The 17,110-nt window shown below is 65.9% G+C and carries 12 protein-coding genes; 7 read left to right on the top strand and 5 right to left on the bottom strand.

Features of this window, described 5'->3' with window-relative positions:
- Positions 1-22 precede the first annotated feature (22 nt).
- The gene (locus tag GD429_RS02750) at positions 23-1,489 is read left to right on the top strand and encodes a flippase (RefSeq protein WP_152855562.1); all 1,467 of its coding nucleotides are present in this window, start codon (positions 23-25) and stop codon (positions 1,487-1,489) included.
- On the top strand, positions 1,486-3,954 hold the full coding sequence (locus GD429_RS02745) for a glycosyltransferase family 4 protein (RefSeq protein WP_152855561.1): 2,469 nt from the start codon (positions 1,486-1,488) through the stop codon (positions 3,952-3,954). Before GD429_RS02750 ends, GD429_RS02745 begins: the two co-directional genes overlap by 4 nt.
- A 408-nt stretch (positions 3,955-4,362) precedes the next feature.
- On the opposite strand, the gene GD429_RS02740 is transcribed toward GD429_RS02745, so the two are convergent.
- On the bottom strand, positions 4,363-5,538 hold the full coding sequence (locus tag GD429_RS02740; protein WP_152855560.1) for an acyltransferase family protein: 1,176 nt from the start codon (positions 5,536-5,538) through the stop codon (positions 4,363-4,365).
- Between the two features lie 226 nt (positions 5,539-5,764).
- Between GD429_RS02740 and GD429_RS40250 the strand changes: the two genes are divergently transcribed.
- Positions 5,765-5,908: a hypothetical protein gene (locus GD429_RS40250; RefSeq protein ID WP_006479318.1), complete on the top strand. Its 144-nt coding sequence runs from the start codon at positions 5,765-5,767 to the stop codon at positions 5,906-5,908.
- Positions 5,909-6,141: 233 nt separating this feature from the next.
- Positions 6,142-7,029, top strand: a complete 888-nt coding sequence (gene galU / locus GD429_RS02735; RefSeq protein WP_152855559.1) for a UTP--glucose-1-phosphate uridylyltransferase GalU — start codon at positions 6,142-6,144, stop codon at positions 7,027-7,029.
- Positions 7,030-7,417: 388 nt separating this feature from the next.
- Here galU and GD429_RS02730 read toward each other — a convergent pair whose 3' ends face one another.
- On the bottom strand, positions 7,418-8,536 hold the full coding sequence (locus tag GD429_RS02730) for an acyltransferase family protein (RefSeq protein ID WP_152855558.1): 1,119 nt from the start codon (positions 8,534-8,536) through the stop codon (positions 7,418-7,420).
- A gap of 261 nt (positions 8,537-8,797) precedes the next feature.
- Between GD429_RS02730 and GD429_RS02720 the strand changes: the two genes are divergently transcribed.
- Both GD429_RS02720 and GD429_RS02715 read left to right on the top strand, forming a co-directional pair.
- Positions 8,798-9,247 carry an HU family DNA-binding protein gene (locus GD429_RS02720; RefSeq protein ID WP_034179973.1) on the top strand — a complete coding sequence of 150 codons (450 nt, stop codon included), beginning with the start codon at positions 8,798-8,800 and terminating at the stop codon, positions 9,245-9,247.
- 310 nt (positions 9,248-9,557) lie between these two features.
- On the top strand, positions 9,558-10,349 hold the full coding sequence (locus GD429_RS02715) for an AadA family aminoglycoside 3''-O-nucleotidyltransferase (protein ID WP_321574366.1): 792 nt from the start codon (positions 9,558-9,560) through the stop codon (positions 10,347-10,349).
- A gap of 167 nt (positions 10,350-10,516) precedes the next feature.
- On the opposite strand, the gene GD429_RS02710 is transcribed toward GD429_RS02715, so the two are convergent.
- The 3 genes from GD429_RS02710 to GD429_RS02700 all read right to left on the bottom strand — a co-directional run bounded on the left by GD429_RS02710 (position 10,517) and on the right by GD429_RS02700 (position 13,886).
- Positions 10,517-10,990 carry a VOC family protein gene (locus tag GD429_RS02710; RefSeq protein WP_152855557.1) on the bottom strand — a complete coding sequence of 158 codons (474 nt, stop codon included), beginning with the start codon at positions 10,988-10,990 and terminating at the stop codon, positions 10,517-10,519.
- 384 nt (positions 10,991-11,374) lie between these two features.
- Positions 11,375-12,532: a porin gene (locus tag GD429_RS02705; RefSeq protein WP_152855556.1), complete on the bottom strand. Its 1,158-nt coding sequence runs from the start codon at positions 12,530-12,532 to the stop codon at positions 11,375-11,377.
- 433 nt (positions 12,533-12,965) lie between these two features.
- Positions 12,966-13,886 (bottom strand): YihY/virulence factor BrkB family protein, encoded by a 921-nt coding sequence (locus tag GD429_RS02700; protein WP_152855555.1) that lies wholly within the window; start codon positions 13,884-13,886, stop codon positions 12,966-12,968.
- 142 nt (positions 13,887-14,028) lie between these two features.
- On the opposite strand from GD429_RS02700, the gene fdnG reads away from it, so the two are divergent.
- The gene (gene fdnG, locus GD429_RS02695) at positions 14,029-17,100 is read left to right on the top strand and encodes a formate dehydrogenase-N subunit alpha (protein WP_152855554.1); all 3,072 of its coding nucleotides are present in this window, start codon (positions 14,029-14,031) and stop codon (positions 17,098-17,100) included.
- Positions 17,101-17,110 lie beyond the last annotated feature (10 nt).

Below are 17,110 nucleotides of genomic sequence, written 5' to 3'. Positions count from 1 at the left end.
CGACGTCACACAAGGCAGAAGCATGGACAAAGGCATACTCAAGAACGTTTCGATCAATTTCATCGGGCTGATCCTGCCGACCTTCGTGTCGCTGGTGACGGTGCCCGCGTATATCCACGCGCTCGGCGTCGAACGCTATGGCGTCGTCAGCCTCGTGTGGACGCTGATCGGCTATTTCGGGATCCTCGATCTCGGGATGAGCATGGCCGCGCAGAACCACATCTCGAAGGCGCTCGCGAGCGGCAACGACGACGAAAGCGCGCGCGTGTTCTGGAGCGCGTTCTGGCTGAATCTCGGCACCGGCGTCGTGGGCGGGTTGCTGATCTATTTCGGCGCGTTCGTCTACACCGCGTATTTCACGAAGGTGTCGGCCGCGATGCAGCACGAGGTGTATCTCGCGCTGCCGTGGCTCGCGCTCGCGATTCCGCTGGCGAACGTGTCGTGGGTGTTCGCCGGCGCGATCAACGGCGCCGAACGGTTCGGCGTGTTCAACACGAACCAGACGATCGGCACGTTCCTGTTCCAGTTGCTGCCGCTCGGCGCCGCATGGTGGATCGCGCCGAACCTGCAGACGGTGCTCGCCGCGGCAGTCGTCGCGCGGCTGATCGCGGCGGTGATGCTCGGCCACGCCAGCATCAAGGTGCTCGGCATCCGCCGCATCGATCCGCCGCAGTGGGGCACCGCGAAGGGGCTGTTCAACTTCGGCGGCTGGATGCTGATCGCGAGCACGACGAGCATGATCGCGGACACGCTCGACCGCGTGATGCTCGGCGCCGGCATGGGCGCGAAGTTCGTCACCTACTACACGGTGCCGCAGAACCTCGTCACGCGCCTGAACATGCTGCCGAACGCGCTCGTGCGCACGCTGTTCCCGCGCTTGTCGGCGGTCGGCCGCGACCACGCGGACACGCTCGCGCGCCAGTCGCTCGAATTCCTGAACGGCGTGTTCACGCCGGTCGGCATCGTCGCGATCTTCGCGCTCGCGCCGTTCCTCACGCTGTGGGTCGGCGCCGATCTGGCCGCGCACTCGGCGCCGGTCGGCCGCGTGCTGGTGATCAGCGTGTGGCTCGTCGGCCAGGCGAGTGTGACGCGGATCCTGATCCAGTCGCAGGTCAATCCGTCCCGTGCGGCATTCGCCGGGCTCGTCCAGATGCCGTTCTTCGTCGGCGGCCTGTGGTTCGGCATTCACCACTTCGGGCTGATCGGCGCGGCGGTGGTCGTCGCGGCGCGCGCGTTCGTCGACTACGGCGTGCTGCTCTACCTGTCGGCGATCCGGATGCGCGCGATCGTGCTCGACATGCTGGCGCACCTTGCCTTCCTGCTCGCGAGCCTGTTTCTCGCGCAGGCGTGGCCGGGGCTCGGCGAGTCGATCGGCATGTGCGCGATCGTGCTGGTGCTGAACGTCGCGTGGTCGCTCACGATGACGCCGGGGTTGCGCGCGCTCGTGCGCGACCTGTTTGTCCGTCTCAATGCGAGGAAAACCGTATGAATCGCGATCTGGCGGAACACGCCGTATTGAATCTCGCCACCGCCGATGCGGCCGTGGCCGAAGCGGGCGATGCCGTCGCGCTGCGCCGGTCCATGCCGGCCGAGCGGGCCAGCGCACGCCAGCCGGCGCGCGCGCTGCGCGTGGTGATCGTCCACGACTGGCTCGTCACCTATGCGGGCGCCGAGCGCGTGCTCGAACAGATCGTCGCGTGCTTTCCCGACGCGGACCTGTTCAGCCTCGTCGATTTTCTCGACGATCGCGCGTTCGTGCGCGGCAAGCCGGTGACGACGTCGTTCATCCAGAAACTGCCGTTCGCGCGCACCAAGTACCGCAGCTACCTGCCGCTGATGCCGCTCGCGATCGAGCAACTCGACGTGTCCGAGTACGACCTCGTGATCTCGAGCAGCCACGCGGTTGCGAAGGGCGTGCTGACCGGGCCGGACCAGGTGCACATCAGCTACGTGCATTCGCCGATCCGCTATGCGTGGGATCTGCAGCACCAGTATCTGGAGCAGTCGAACCTCACGCACGGGCCGAAATCGCTGCTTGCGCGGATGATTCTTCACTACATCCGCAACTGGGACACGCGCACCGCGAACGCGGTGGACGGCTTCGTCGCGAACTCCGCGTTCATCGCGCGGCGCATCAAGAAGGTCTACCACCGCGACGCGGCGGTGATCTTCCCGCCGGTCGACGTCGACGGTTTCTCGCTGAACGCGGTCAAGGACGATTTCTACCTGACCGCGTCGCGGATGGTGCCGTACAAGAAGATCGACCTGATCGTCGAGGCATTCTCGAAGACGCCCGAGCGCAAGCTGGTCGTGATCGGCGACGGCCCCGAGATGCAGAAGATCCGCGCGAAGGCCGGCCCGAACGTCGAGATCATGGGCTACCAGCCGTTCGCGGTGCTGCACGACCGGATGCGGCGCGCGAAGGCGTTCGTGTTCGCGGCCGAGGAGGATTTCGGGATCTCGGTCGTCGAGGCGCAGGCCTGCGGCACGCCGGTGATCGCATACGGCAAGGGCGGTGCGCTCGAAACCGTGCTCGACCCGCAATCGGGCGCGAACCCGACCGGGCTGTTCTTCGACGAGCAGACGCCGCACGCGATCGTCGCGGCCGTCGACGATTTCGAGCGCGCGCCGCAGCGTTTCACGCCGAACGCATGCCGCGCGAACGCGGAGCGGTTTTCCGCCGATACGTTCCGGCGGCGCTTTCTCGACTATGTGGAAACCGCGCTGCCCGGCTCGACCACGCAGCGCGGCACGGCCGTCGCGCCGATGCCGGCCGCGCGCGGCCCGGCGACGCTCGTGCTCGACCAGAGCGGCGTGCTCGGCGGCGCCGAGCTGTCGCTGCTCGAGATCATGAAGCACATGCGCGCGAACGCCGACGTGCTGCTGTTCGACGACGGCCCGTTCCGCGCGGCGCTCGACGAGATCGGCGCACGCGTCGACGTGGTCGACCAGGGCGCGCTCGCGGGCGTGCGCAAGCAGGGCGGCGTGTCGGTCGGCGCATTGAAGCAGCTCGTGCGGCTCGTGCGTGACGTCGCGCGGCGCGCGCGCCGCGCCGAGGTGATCTACGCGAACACGCAGCGCGCGATGGTGGTCGCCGCGCTCGCAGGGCGGCTCGCGCGCAAGCCGGTGGTCTGGCATCTGCGCGACATTGTCAGCACCGACCATTTCGGCAGCAAACAGTTGCTGGCGATCAAGTACTGCGCGCGGCTCGGCGTCACGCGCGTGATCGCGAATTCCGACGCGTCCGCGCAGGCGTTCCGCACGCTGACGGGCTTCACGCCGCAGCACGTCGACGTCGTGTTCAACGGCATTTCGGCCGAGCCGTTCGATGCGCTGGAAGGCGTCAGCCAGGCCGCGCTGCGCGCGCGCCTCGGGTTGCCGCAGGATGCGTGGCTCGTCGGCTCGTTCAGCCGCCTCGCGCGCTGGAAGGGGCAGCACCTGCTGCTGGAGGCTGCCGCGCAGCACCCCGACATGCACGTGGTGCTGGTCGGCGCACCGCTGTTCGGCGAGGACGAATACGCGGCGCAACTGCACGAATACGTCGCGCAGCACGGGATGGACGCGCGCGTGCATTTCCTCGGGTTCCAGCGCGACGTGGCCGCGTGCATGACGGCGGTCGACGTCGTCGCGCACACGTCGATCACGCCGGAGCCGTTCGGGCGCGTGATCGTCGAAGGGATGCTCGCGCGCCGGCCGGTCGTCGCGGCTCGCGCGGGCGGCGTCGTCGAGATCATCGAGGACGGCGACAACGGGCTGCTCTGCGAGCCTGGCGACGCGACCGCACTGGCCAACGCGCTGGACACGCTGAAGCGCGACGGCGCGCTGCGCGAGCGGCTCGTCGCGAGCGGGCGTGCGACGGCGGTGCGCCGGTTCGGCACCGAGACCTACGTGGAGCGCGTCGAGAAGATCCTCGCGGATACGGCGAAGGCCGCGAAGGCGAAGAAGCAGGCGTAGTCGACGGCGCCAGCCGGCGGGAAACGAGCCCTCATGCGGCGTTGCGCTGCGTGGGGGCTTCGTTTTTCAGGGTGGGGTGTTGGGTCGGGCGCGCGGCGGGGAGGTTGTTGCGAGCTGAACTGAGCCGAGTCGTGTCGGGCACGGGTGTGGGTTTGGGATCGACCGGTTGCCGATTCGATCGGGGTCGTGCGGCTGACCGGGCCGCAGGGCGGCCAGGCGGCGCCGGGACAAATCCGACAGGGGTGGCAGGGTGGATGGCATCGCAGCCGGACAGGCGGCCGTCACGCACGCCGGCATACAGGGTTGGCTGCGTACCTGCTCAACCCGCCATGCCGTCACGCGCCGGCCATGAAAAAGCCCCCGCGCAGCGCAACGCTGCACGGGGGCTTCGGAACCGGTCCGGCCGGATCAGACGGCCCGTTCGGGCGCCGGCGCAACGGCGCGGGCGGGGCGTGTCGGCTTGAAGCTGGCCGACCACGTCATCGCGGGCCGTTCGAACAGCCGGTAGAAGATGTACGCGACCGGAATCGCGGCGGCCATGAACGCGATCGACGGCCAGATCGACAGTTGCAGTTCGGAGTGGAACAGCACGGAGCCGAGGCAGACGAACAGCGGCAGGTGGATCAGGTACAGCGAGTAGCTGAAGTCGCCGAACCAGCCGAGCACGCGCAGCGGCGGCGTCGAGCGCGGCGGGCGGGCGAGCGCGCGGTACAGGAAGCACGCGAAACCGGCCGACCACAGCTGGAACGCGCCGTACTGGCCGAAACGGAATGCGCCGCAGCCGGCGGCCAGCAGCACGGCGGCCGCGACGTACCACGCGCGCGACGGCACGGTGGCCGGGCCGCGCGCCTGCTGGGCACGCACGTCGGCGATCCATGCACCGATCGTCCAGGACAGCCAGTACGACGTGAAGAACTGCAGGTCGTGCCGTTCGAGCAGCCACGCCGATGCGACGTTGACGAGCGCGACCGCGGCCACGACGGCCGGCATGCCGATGCGCCGGCGCAGCGCGAACAGCAGCGGATAGATCGCGTAGAACTGCACTTCGAGCGACAGCGTCCACAGCGCGCCGTTCGACCCGTACGTGTAGCCGGCGACGCCTTGCAGCGAGAACAGGTTCACGAGGAATGCCGTGAGGCCGATGTCGCGGATCTTGTGGCTGACGGGCTCGATCTGCAGGCTGACCGCGTCGAGCGCGAGCGTGAACAGCAGCGCGGCGAGCAGCACCGGGTAGATGCGCGCGAACCGGCGGGCCCAGAAGTTGGGCGCGTCGAGCCGGTAGGCAGGATCGGCCGCGAGCTTGAGCGCCGCGTTGCGGTGGATGCAGTAGCCGCTGATCACGAAGAAGATCGGCACGCCGGCGGAGCCCCACGCGAACGGGAAGGTCAGGTAGCCGACGATCACGCTCGGGTCGAGCGCGCGACCGTAAGCGTGATGGAAGGTCTGCATGCCGACCCAGACGACCTGGCGGCAATGGAAATAGGCGACGAGCAGCGCCGCGAAGCCGCGCATCGCGTCGATTACGTGTTCCTTGCGATCGGCGACGGGCGGCGCGGTCAGAGACGATCCGCTGAAAGCTTGCATGCGATTCGATTCCTTGCGACGGGTGAGTGGAAGACGGACGAACGGAAAGTTTCATCGTAATGCGCAAGAATTCGATCAATGAATAAAAAAATCTCGCCCGGAAATATCGGGATTCCACATGATGGTTTTATCGGGTTCTGAAAGCGGTTCCGCAGGCGCGTCAATTATTTGCCGATTTTTTTCTGATAGTTTGAAGCTCCAGTTGATTGATGCAAGGAGCGGCAAGATGGACATGCATTGGATCGCGAGCGCTGCAGTACTGCTGGTCATGGCCGTGCTGTCGGCGTACCGCGAAGCGCTGAAGAACGAGCCGATTCGCCCGGGCCTCGAACGGGGCGGCGTGCCCTATATCGAGGAATTCGAATCGTAAGAATTTGTATCTGGAAAATCGGTAATTTGTTTCTGCTTCGGCACACGGTCCGGAAATATCGACCGGATTGAAGGGATTATATTTTTTTCGGAATAATTGGGCAATCAGTCCATATCGAAAATGAGCGGAGTGGAATTGGCAGTGCCGTCGATTCTCGATATGCCGTTCGGAACACAATCGCGCCGGGTCGCAGCAGGTCGACGCGGTGCAGTCAACGCAATCAGGATGCGAACATGTTGAAAGTCACCAAGGCCGTGTTCCCCGTTGCCGGTCTCGGCACGCGGTTCCTCCCGGCAACGAAGGCGAGCCCGAAGGAAATGTTGCCCGTCGTCGACAAGCCGCTGATTCAGTACGCGGTCGAGGAGGCGATCAACGCCGGTATCACCGAGATGATCTTCGTCACCGGGCGCAGCAAGCGCGCGATCGAGGATCACTTCGACAAGTCGTACGAGATCGAGGCCGAACTCGAGGCGCGCGGCAAGGAAAAGCTGCTCGAACTCGTGCGCGGCATCAAGCCGAGCCACGTCAACTGCTTCTACGTGCGCCAGCCGGAAGCACTCGGCCTCGGCCATGCGGTGTTGTGCGCGGAGAAGCTCGTGCACGGCGAGCCGTTCGCGGTGATCCTCGCCGACGACCTGCTGCACGGCGAGCAGCCGGTGCTCAAGCAGCTCGTCGACGTGTTCGACCACTATCACAGCTCGGTGATCGGGGTCGAGACGATCCCGCGCGAGGACAGCCGCTCGTACGGCGTCGTCGAAGGCCGCGAATGGGAAGAGGACATCATCAAGCTGTCGGGCATCATCGAGAAGCCCGCGCCCGAGGATGCGCCGTCGAACCTCGGCGTGGTCGGCCGCTACGTGTTCATGCCGACGATCTTCGATCACCTGCGCAAGCTCAAGCCGGGCGCAGGCGGCGAACTGCAACTGACCGATGCGGTCCAGACGCTGCTCGCGAACGAGCAGGTGCTCGCGTACCGCTACTTCGGCACGCGTTTCGACTGCGGCAGCAAGATCGGCTATCTCAAGGCGACCGTCGAGCTGGCGCTCCAGCATCCGGAAGTGAGCCGCGAATTCGAGGCGTACCTGCGTACCTGCTTGCCCGCGCTGGCTGCCGTCGCGTAAGCGGCCGCGCGCTTCATTGTTTCAGGTGGTGGTTGTTCCGTTGGCCCCGGCCGCTCAGGCGCCGGGGCTTTTTTGCATGTGCCGGTGCGCGATCGTGGTGCGTGCGGCCGGCACGTCGTGTCGTCGTGTTCGAAGGGAGCGCGTGGCGCGTGCGGAGCGAGGCGCTTCGGCGCGCTCTGGCGTCATGCTTGAAACCGGTGCCGAGGCGCTTGCCGGGCGAACGGGGCGGTGTTGTCGTTACGCGATGCGCGTCGACGTTCGCGCCGCCGCCGGTTTCGTCGATGTCGGTTCATGACGCGGCGCCGCCGCGTGTCAGCTTCCCGGCACTACTTGTCTCGCGGTTTTCCCGCGCCTTTCCCGTCCGGTGTGTTCCGCTTCCGCGCGGCGCTCAACGCGCCGACGTGCCCGGCCGCGCGACGAAGTGCCGGGCCAGCATCGCGGCAATCGGCTTCTTGAAGTCGAGCAGCCTTTTTTCGAGATAGCGCCAGGACAGGTGCGCGAGCAGCACGGCGAGCGCGAACTGCAGCATCTCGGGCAGCGCTTCGCGGACGATTTCCGGCATCGGCACGTGCGCGAAGAGCGCGGGCATCGCGCCGAAGCGCGTCGGAATCAGGTTGTGGAACAGGTAGAAGCCGTAGCTGATCGTGCCGAGATAGACGAGCGGCCCCCAGTCGAGCAGCGCCACGACGGGATGCTCGGGTTCGCTGACGATCCACAGCATCAGCGCGCCGAGGGACGCGGACAGGCCGAGATCCGCGAGCCCCGCGACCGCGTCGGGCAGCGCCGTGCACGCGGGCAGCGCGAGGAAGAACACGACGCCTGCCGCGCCGAGCCAGCCGGGCGGAATGCGGCGCACGGCGGCCGGGCCGTGATCGGCGAGTGCGATCGCGCCGACACCGCCGAGCGCGATCAGCGCGAAATTCCATGGGGAAAATGCGTAGATCAGCACCGGCGACGCGTCGGACAGGTAGAGCGCGAGATGCGCGAGCGCGCACAGCGCGACGGCCGCGATGCCGAGCGCGACGTGTCGCGCGGCGGGCACCGCGAGCAGCGCGAGCGGCGCGATCAGATAGAACTGCTGTTCAACCGCGAGGCTCCAGAAGTGCGACGTGGAGCCCGGCCAGCCATCCTTGACGGCGCCGATCCAGTAATTCGACAGGAACACCGCATGCCACGGGAGCCCGAGGTTGACGCCGCGCTGGTAGAACAGCGCGTGCGCGATCGCGAGCGCCGCGAGCAGCAGGTAGTACACGGGGAAGATCCGCAGCGCGCGCTTCGCGAGGAACAGCGCGAGCGCATGGCGGCGCGTCATGGTTCCGCATTCGACTGCCTGGCGGTTGCGATGCAGCTCGCCGACGATCAGGAATCCGCTGATGAAGAAAAACGTCCACACGCCAAGCTTGCCGACGTCGACGGCAAGGACGTGGCCCTTGTGGGACAGGAAAACGAGGATGACGGCGATGGCTCGCAGGCCGTCGAGTCCTTTGACGTATCTGGCTTCGCGCATGGAGGCATCCGGGCATTGAGCGAGCCCAGTATAGGTGCGCAAATATCGAACGTAATTCGTGTTCGGGCACATACGTGAAGGTGTTTTTTGACGCTCGAGCGTCGTTGAAGTCGGTCGCGCGCAACAAAACCTGCGGGAAACCCCGCGAAAACGCATAAAAGTACTGCACGAAGCGTCAAGGCGCTTGTAGAATCCGGCGTTGAAGCGCGCGCATTGCACGCTTCGTGTATCCAACGAACGACCACACCTGGTAGGAGAAACATGGCGACTTCCGCAAAAAAGGTGGCCAAGAAGGCTGCCGCCGCACCGGCCAAGAAAGTGGCTGCTAAGAAAGTAGCGCCCGCGAAGAAAGTAGTGGCCAAGAAGGCCGCCGTCGCGAAGGCGCCCGCTGCTCCGACGCCGCTGAAGGACAAGTTCACGAAGGCATCGCTCGCAACGCACATCGCTGAGCGCGCAGCCGTGGAAGTGAAGGCGGTCAAAGCAGTGCTCGTCGCACTCGAGAACGTCGTGCTGGGCTCGGTCCACAAGAAGGGCGCAGGCGAGTTCACGCTGCCGGGTCTGCTGAAGATCACGGCACAAGTCGTGCCGGCGAAGAAGAAGCGCTTCGGCAAGGATCCGTTCACGGGCGAAGAGCGTTGGTTCCCGGCGAAGCCGGCCAGCGTGCGCGTGAAGGCACGTGCGCTGAAGAAGCTGAAGGACGCGGCAGCGTAATGCCGCGCAACGGCTGCCGATGCATGTCGGCAGCCGTTGCGATGTCCCGAGATCCCCGCACGCGAAAGCGTGCGGGGATTTTTATTGCGCCGCGCAAATCGTGCGGCAGCGAAAACACGAAACGGCTGCGAGGTGCGGTTCGATGCGTGCCGCGTGCCGCGTGCCGCGTGGCGAATGGCGTGCCGCGCTTGCGCAATGCCGGACGGCAATCGTCATCCGCACGTGCCGTTGTTCCGCCTCAGCCCGTCGCTCTCGTTACCTCGTCGCTCCCGCTGCGCCCGTTGCGTGCGCATCGTGAGGCCCGCGCATCGTGACTGAATTCGTCCCGCCCGAAATCGCCGGGCAGCTTGCCGCCGCGCGCGCCGCGATCGAGCGGCACCTCGGTGCGACGCTGGATGCGATCCACCTGTTCGGCTCGGCACTCGACGGCGGCCTGAAACCGCGCAGCGACATCGACCTGCTGGTGACGGTGGCCGCGCGGCCCGACGAAACGGCGCGGCGCGCGCTGATGTTCGACCTGCTCGCCGCGTCGGCGCCGCCCGGTTGCGCAGGCGGCATGCGCGCGCTCGAGGTCACCGTCGTCGCGCGCGGCGACGCGGTGCCGTGGCGTCATCCGGCGCGACGCGAACTGCAGTTCGGCGAGTGGCTGCGCCGCGACCTCGAAGCCGGCATCGTCGAACCGGCGCTCGCCGATCACGATCTGGCGATCCTGTTGACGAAGGCGCGGCAGCACGGTGTCGCGCTGGTCGGTCCGCCGGCGGCCGCGCTGTTCGAGCCGGTGCCCCCGCGCGACTTCGTCGCCGCGCTTCTCGCTACCGTTGCGCAGTGGGATGCCGAACCGGACTGGCGCGGCGACGAGTGCAACGTGGTGCTCGCGCTCGTGCGCATCTGGTACACCGCGGAAACCGGCAGGATCGCGCCCAAGGACGTCGCCGCGGCATGGGTGCTGGAGCGCCTGCCGGACGCTTGCCGGCCGGTTGTAGCGGCTGCGCGCGCCGCCTATCTCGGCGGCGAAGCGGGTGCGGCGCTCCTGTCGGGTGAACCGCTCGCCGCGTTCATCGGCAATGCGCGGCGGACCGTCGAATCGATGCTGTCGGCGTAGCGGCGATTGCAGCGGTGCGCGCGATCGGCTCGCGGGCCGGCACACCGCGGATCATCAGCGCTTTCGCCGCCGTCGCACGCACAAGCAGCCGATCCGGACGCTCGCCGGCGATTCGCGACGCCGCTCGACCGGCGCGCCGTCACGCATTCAAGGCACGACGTGCTGCGTCAACCCGCCGTGCCCGCATAGGCAGCCTTCAGCGCGGCGTCGTCGAACTTGGTCATCTGCATCATCGCCGCGGCCACGCGTGCCGCCTTGACTGCGTCGCGATCGGCCATCATCGGGATGAGCGCTTCCGGAACGATCTGCCACGACACGCCGTAGCGGTCCCTGAGCCAGCCGCAGCCGTCGGCCGTGCCGCCGTTGTCGAGCAGGGCGCTCCAGTAGCGGTCGAGTTCCGCCTGGTCGGCGCAGCTGACCAGCAGCGAGATCGCGTGATTGAACGTCTCCGTGCGCGGGTGGCTCATCGCGATGAACGGCTGCCCGAACAGCTCGAATTCGACCATCCGCGTACCGTCGGTGCCGGACACCGACGTGACGCGCACGATGCGCGAATCCGGAAAGATGCGTGTGTAGAAGGCGGCTGCTTCCTCGGCTTCCGTCGAGTACCAGAGAAAAGGCGTGATCTTCTGAATCGTCATGGCGAATCTCCTGTCTGTAGTGGCCGGGCCGCAAACCGCGTGCCGCCATCGATACGACGGACGACGGCCGCCGAATTCGACACGCGGGGGCGAATCCGTCGCGCCGGACGAGCGGCGCCGACAGTGCGGATGGTAGTCGCCGGGACGGAAGACGGCGACCCGCCCGGGCATCCGGAAGCGGCGTTTGCGTGCGCTTTACGGCCGCCAGGTGCCGTTGCCGGCCCGCCGGCATGCGTCGGCATCGGCGTTGTTCGCCGGCCCGTGCAGGCGCCGCAGGCACGCGGGAGACGGACGAAAAAAAGCCAGCCGCGGCCGAAACCGGGGCTGGCTTTCCAGTTCGGCGGCAAGGCGTCGGAGACGCCATGCACGCCGGATACATCGTTTTTAGAACTTGTGGCGAATGCCGAGTGCGACCATTTCGGCCGAGCTCTTGCCGGCGAAGCCGTACGAAGCGATCGACGCTTGCGCGCTTTGCTGCACGCCGTCGACGAGCTGCGTGCCGCTCGCGTGCTGGTATGCGCCAACCAGGTAGATGTCCGTGCGCTTCGACAGCGAGTAGTCCGCGCCGACGCCGACCTGATGGTACTTCGCGGTCGTGTCGCCGCTTGCCTTCGTGTACGAGTAGCCGAGGCCCAACAGCAGCGGCGGCGTGACCTGGTACGTCACGAACGCGCGGCCCGTGTTGTACTTTTCGGTCGAGCCGAAGCCCGAGAACGCGTCCGGCTTGTACTGTGCGTTGCTGTAGCCGAGGCCGAACGTCACCGGGCCGATCGCGTACTGACCTGCAACTTGCGCGATGGCGATCGACTTCGCCGTGGCGTAACCCGAGTTGATCGGGCCGTCGAAGATCGCGTCGGACGTCGTCGAACCCCAGCCGCTGCGCAGGGCCGTGGCCGTCGGCGACGGGTTGTTCGCGTAGAAGTAGCCTGCGGCAACGCCGACCGGGCCGTTGTTGTAGGCGGCTGCGACCGACCAGGTCTGGCCCGCGCCCGTCTTGCCCGCGACACCGCCGAGGCCGTACATGCCTTCGAACTGGAAGCCAGCGAAGACCGGCGACGTGTACTTGATCGCGTTGCTGACGCGCAGGCTGTTGTCGTTGTTGTCGACGTCGCCCGGCGTGGCCATCACGCTACCGAAGTAGTTGTCGGCCGTGACTGCCTGGACCATGTCGACCAGCGGGTCGTACTGGCGGCCGAGCGTCAGCGTACCGTATTGCTTGCTGTCGAGACCGACGAATGCCTGACGACCGAACATGCGGCCGCCCTGGTTCAGGTGGCCCGTGCCCGGATCAAAGCCGTTTTCCAACTGGAAGATCGCCTTCAGGCCACCGCCGAGGTCTTCTGCGCCCTTCAGGCCGAAGCGGCTGCCTTGCAGGTTGCCCGACAGCATTTGCCACGAGTTGTTGGCTTGACCGTTATTGCCGTGCACCCATGCGATCGACGTATCGATCACGCCGTACAGCGTCACGCTCGATTGAGCGTGAGCAGCGCCAGCGGCGCCCAGCAGGGCGAGCGAGAGGGTCGAGAGAGCGAGTTTCTTCATCGTTGAGTTTCTCCACGCAAGTGATTCATCGTTATTTGTTGCGGATTGGAGAATAGCTCAGTGCCATCGACGCAAGAAAGCTTAAAAAATAAAGTGTCTCGAAAAGGTAACAGCATCAAAAAGTCTATATATATCAAGCACATCAACGACTGTTCCTGTTTTTGAAATAGTTGACATTTGTTGCGGTGCGATTGTTTCAGTACTTGGTGCACATTGCGGCAGATGCCCCGTTTCGGCCGGTTGGAGTAGGGAAATGAGTAGCTGCAAACGTTTGCGGTTGCGGAGACGAACGCGCCGGCGTGCAAAGAACGTGTCGATGCCGCGCGAATGCGCGGCGGACGGCGTGGTTGCCAGAAGTCGGCGGATGTGCGGGAGTCATTTCGCGGCGCGCGCGATGGCGGTGCGCAGCCGCCTTGCGGAACAGGCGGGTAAATCAGTCGTCGCGCATGCGATCGGTTTGAGCGGGTACGGCTGGTGCGATGCCGGCGGGCCGATGCGCGTCGCCGCGCGCCGCCGCGAATTCCGCACCGAGCAGCAGCACGATCGCGGAGAAGTACAGCCACATCAGCAGGACCGCGAACGATCCGGCCGCACCGAACGCACTCGCGGTGCCTGCGCGCGCGAGGTACAGCGCGAACAGCTTCTTGCCGCCGGAGAACAGGATCGCGGACACGACTCCGCCGACCGCGGCGTCGCGCCACGCGACGCGGGCATCGGGCAGGAACTTCATCAACGCGGCGAACGCGGCCGCGAGCACCGCGATGCCGACGAAGAACTGCACGATGTTCGTGACGACGACATACGGCGAATTGCCCAGCAGCCAGGTGCCGACGAACGTGATCGCGGTGTCGAGCACGAGCGACACGATCAGCAGGAACGCGACGCCGAGCACGAGCCCGAACGAGATCAGCCGCACGCGCACGAGCCCGAGCATGCTCGACCAGCGGTTTTCGGTGGCCGGCCAGATCACGCTGAGCGCCGCGCTGAGCGACGCGAACGTGGCCGACGCGCCGATCGCGAGCGCGGCGAACGAGATCAGCGTGGCGAGGCCGCCGCGTTCGCCCGCGCGGTGCGCGTTCTGCACGATCGTCTGGATGCTGGCCGCCGCGTCGTTGCCGATCAGCTGGTGCGCCTGTTCGAACACCTGGCCGCGCGCGGCGTCGTCGCCGTAGAACCAGCCGGCCACCGCGATCACCATCACGAGCGTCGGCGCGAGCGAGAACGCGGAGAAAAACGCGATGCCCGCGGCCATCGCGGAGCAGCGGTCGGACGAGAAGCGCTTGAACGCGGTGAGGGCCCAGTTGGCCTGTCGTTGGGCAAGACGGGTCGCGTCGGTGGTGATCTGTCGTTTCATGAGGGTTCGGTCGAGATGCCGTGCGGCGGTCACCGTTGGTAATCGGACAATTCAGTATTGATCCGAGGATTCGAACATAGTTGCGCGGACTGTCTATAATTCCTTTCAGTTTCCTCCACCCCACAATAACGCCGAGACCACCATGCTACAAATGTCCCGGCGCCAGTTCCTGAAGGTGACGGCCACGTCGCTTGCCGGATCGAGTCTTGCCCTGATGGGCTTTTCTCCATCCGAAGCGCTTGCCGAAGTCCGACAGTACAAGCTGGCGCGCACCGTCGAAACGCGCAACACCTGCCCTTACTGTTCAGTGGGTTGCGGCATCCTCATGTACAGCCTCGGAGACGGCGCGAAGAATGCGCAGCCGAGCATCATCCATATCGAGGGCGATCCCGACCATCCCGTCAATCGCGGCACGCTGTGCCCGAAGGGCGCGAGCCTGATCGACTTCATCCACAGCCCGAATCGCCTGACGCACCCCGAATACCGGGCGCCGGGCTCGGACAAGTGGGAGCCCATCTCGTGGAGCGACGCGCTCGACCGGATCGCGAAGCTGATGAAGGCCGACCGCGACGCGAACTTCGTCGAGACGGCGGAAGACGGCGCGAAGGTCAACCGCTGGCTCACGACCGGCATGCTGGCCGCGTCGGCGAGCAGCAACGAGGTCGGTTACCTGACGCACAAGGCTGTCCGCAGCCTGGGAATGCTCGTATTCGACAATCAGGCGCGTGTCTGACATGGCCCGACGGTGGCAGGTCTTGCCCCGACGTTTGGCCGTGGAGCGATGACGAACCATTGGGTCGACATCAAGAACGCGGACGTGATTCTCGTGATGGGCGGCAATGCAGCCGAGGCCCATCCGTGCGGTTTCAAGTGGGTAACGGAGGCGAAGGCGCACCGCAAGGCGCGGCTGATCGTCGTCGACCCGCGCTTTACGCGTACGGCCTCGGTGGCCGACTATTACGCGCCGATTCGCACCGGCACCGACATCGTCTTCCTGGGCGGCGTCATCAACTATCTGCTGACGAACGACAAGATCCAGCATGAGTACGTGAAGAACTACACGGACTTCACGTTCATCGTGCGCGAGGATTTCGCGTTCAACGACGGCATCTATTCCGGCTACGACGCGGAGAAACACGCGTACCCCGACAAATCGAGCTGGGATTACGAGCGCGGCGACGACGGTTTCGTGAAGGTCGACCCGACGCTGCAGCATCCGCGCTGCGTGTACAACATGCTGAAGCAGCACTACGCGCGTTATACGCCGGACATGGTCCAGCAGACCTGCGGCACGCCGAAGGAGAAGTTCCTGAAGGTGTGCGAGATGCTCGCGACGACGGCCGTTCCCGGCCGCGCCGGCACGGTGCTGTACGCGCTCGGCTGGACGCACCACTCGATCGGCTCGCAGATCATCCGTACCGGCGCGATGGTGCAGCTGCTGCTCGGCAACATCGGCATCGCCGGCGGCGGGATGAACGCGCTGCGCGGCCACTCGAACATCCAGGGGTTGACCGACCTCGGGCTGATGTCGAACCTGTTGCCGGGCTACATGACGCTGCCGATGCAGTCCGAGCAGGATTTCGACGGCTACATCAAGAAGCGCACGCAGCTGCCGCTGCGGCCGAACCAGTTGAGCTACTGGAAGAACTACAAGGCGTTCCACGTCAGCTTCATGAAGTCGTGGTGGGGCGATGCGGCGACCGCCGAGAACAACTGGGGCTACGACTACCTGCCGAAGCTGGACAAGCAGTACGACCTGCTGCAGGCGATCGAGCTGATGAATGCCGGCAAGATGAACGGCTACATCTGCCAGGGCTTCAACCCGCTCGCGGCGGCGCCGTCGAAGGTGAAGACGGCCGCGGGGCTCGCGAAGCTGAAGTGGCTTGTGATCATGGATCCGCTCGCGACCGAGACGTCCGAGTTCTGGAAACATCACGGCGACTACAACGACGTCGATGCGTCGAAGATCCAGACGGAGGTGTTCCGTCTGCCGACCACGTGCTTTGCGGAGGAAAACGGCTCGCTCGTGAGTTCGAGCCGCGTGCTGCAATGGCACTGGAAGGGCGCGGAGCCGCCGGGCGAAGCGAAGAGCGATCTCGAGATCATGTCGGGGCTGTTCCTGCGCATGCGCAAGATGTACCAGGCGGACGGCGGCAAGTACCCGGACCCGATCGTGAACCTGACCTGGCCGTACGCGAATCCGGCAAGCCCGACGCCCGAAGAGCTCGCGATGGAGTTCAATGGCAAGGCGCTCGCCGACTTGCCCGACCCGAAGGATCCGGCCAAGACGCTCGTGAAGAAGGGCGAGCAGCTCGCCGCGTTCGCGCAACTGAAGGACGACGGCACGACCGCGAGCGGCTGCTGGATCTTCTGCGGCGCATGGACGCAGGCCGGCAACCAGATGGGGCGGCGCGACAACTCGGATCCGACCGGCATCGGCCAGACGCTGAACTGGGCGTGGGCCTGGCCGGCGAACCGGCGGATCCTGTACAACCGCGCATCGTGCGACGTGAACGGCAAGCCGTTCGACCCGACCCGCAAGCTGATCGGCTGGAACGGCAAGGCGTGGGCGGGCCCCGACATTCCGGACTTCAAGGCGGACGAACCGCCCGAGAACGGGATGGGGCCGTTCATCATGAACCCGGAAGGCGTCGCGCGCTTCTTCGCGCGCGCGGGGATGAACGAAGGTCCGTTCCCCGAGCACTACGAGCCGTTCGAGACGCCGATCGGCACGAACCCGCTGCACCCGAACAACCCGCAGGCGCTGAACAACCCGGCCGCCCGCGTGTTCCCGGACGACCGCGCGTCGTTCGGCAAGGCACCGGAGTTCCCGCACGCCGCGACGACTTACCGGCTGACCGAGCACTTCCACTACTGGACCAAGCATGCGCGGCTGAACTCGATCATCCAGCCCGAGCAATTCGTCGAGATCGGCGAAGACCTCGCGAAGGAAGTCGGCGTCGCGCATGGCGAACGCGTGAAGGTGTCGTCCAAGCGCGGCTACATCATCGCGGTCGCACTCGTCACGAAGCGGATCAAGCCGCTGACGGTCGACGGCAAGAAGGTCCAGACGGTCGGCATCCCGTTGCACTGGGGCTTCAAGGGTCTGACGAAGCCCGGCTATCTCGCCAATACCCTGACTCCGTCCGTGGGTGACGGCAACTCGTACACACCGGAATTCAAGTCGTTCCTGGTGAAGGTCGAAAAGGCGTAAGGGGAAAGAG

The organism is Burkholderia sp. BE17, assembly GCF_009362305.1.
Taxonomy (GTDB): domain Bacteria; phylum Pseudomonadota; class Gammaproteobacteria; order Burkholderiales; family Burkholderiaceae; genus Burkholderia; species Burkholderia pyrrocinia_C.
The sequence above is the reverse complement of the archived record's forward strand: the minus strand, read 5'-3'. Positions and strand labels throughout refer to the sequence as shown.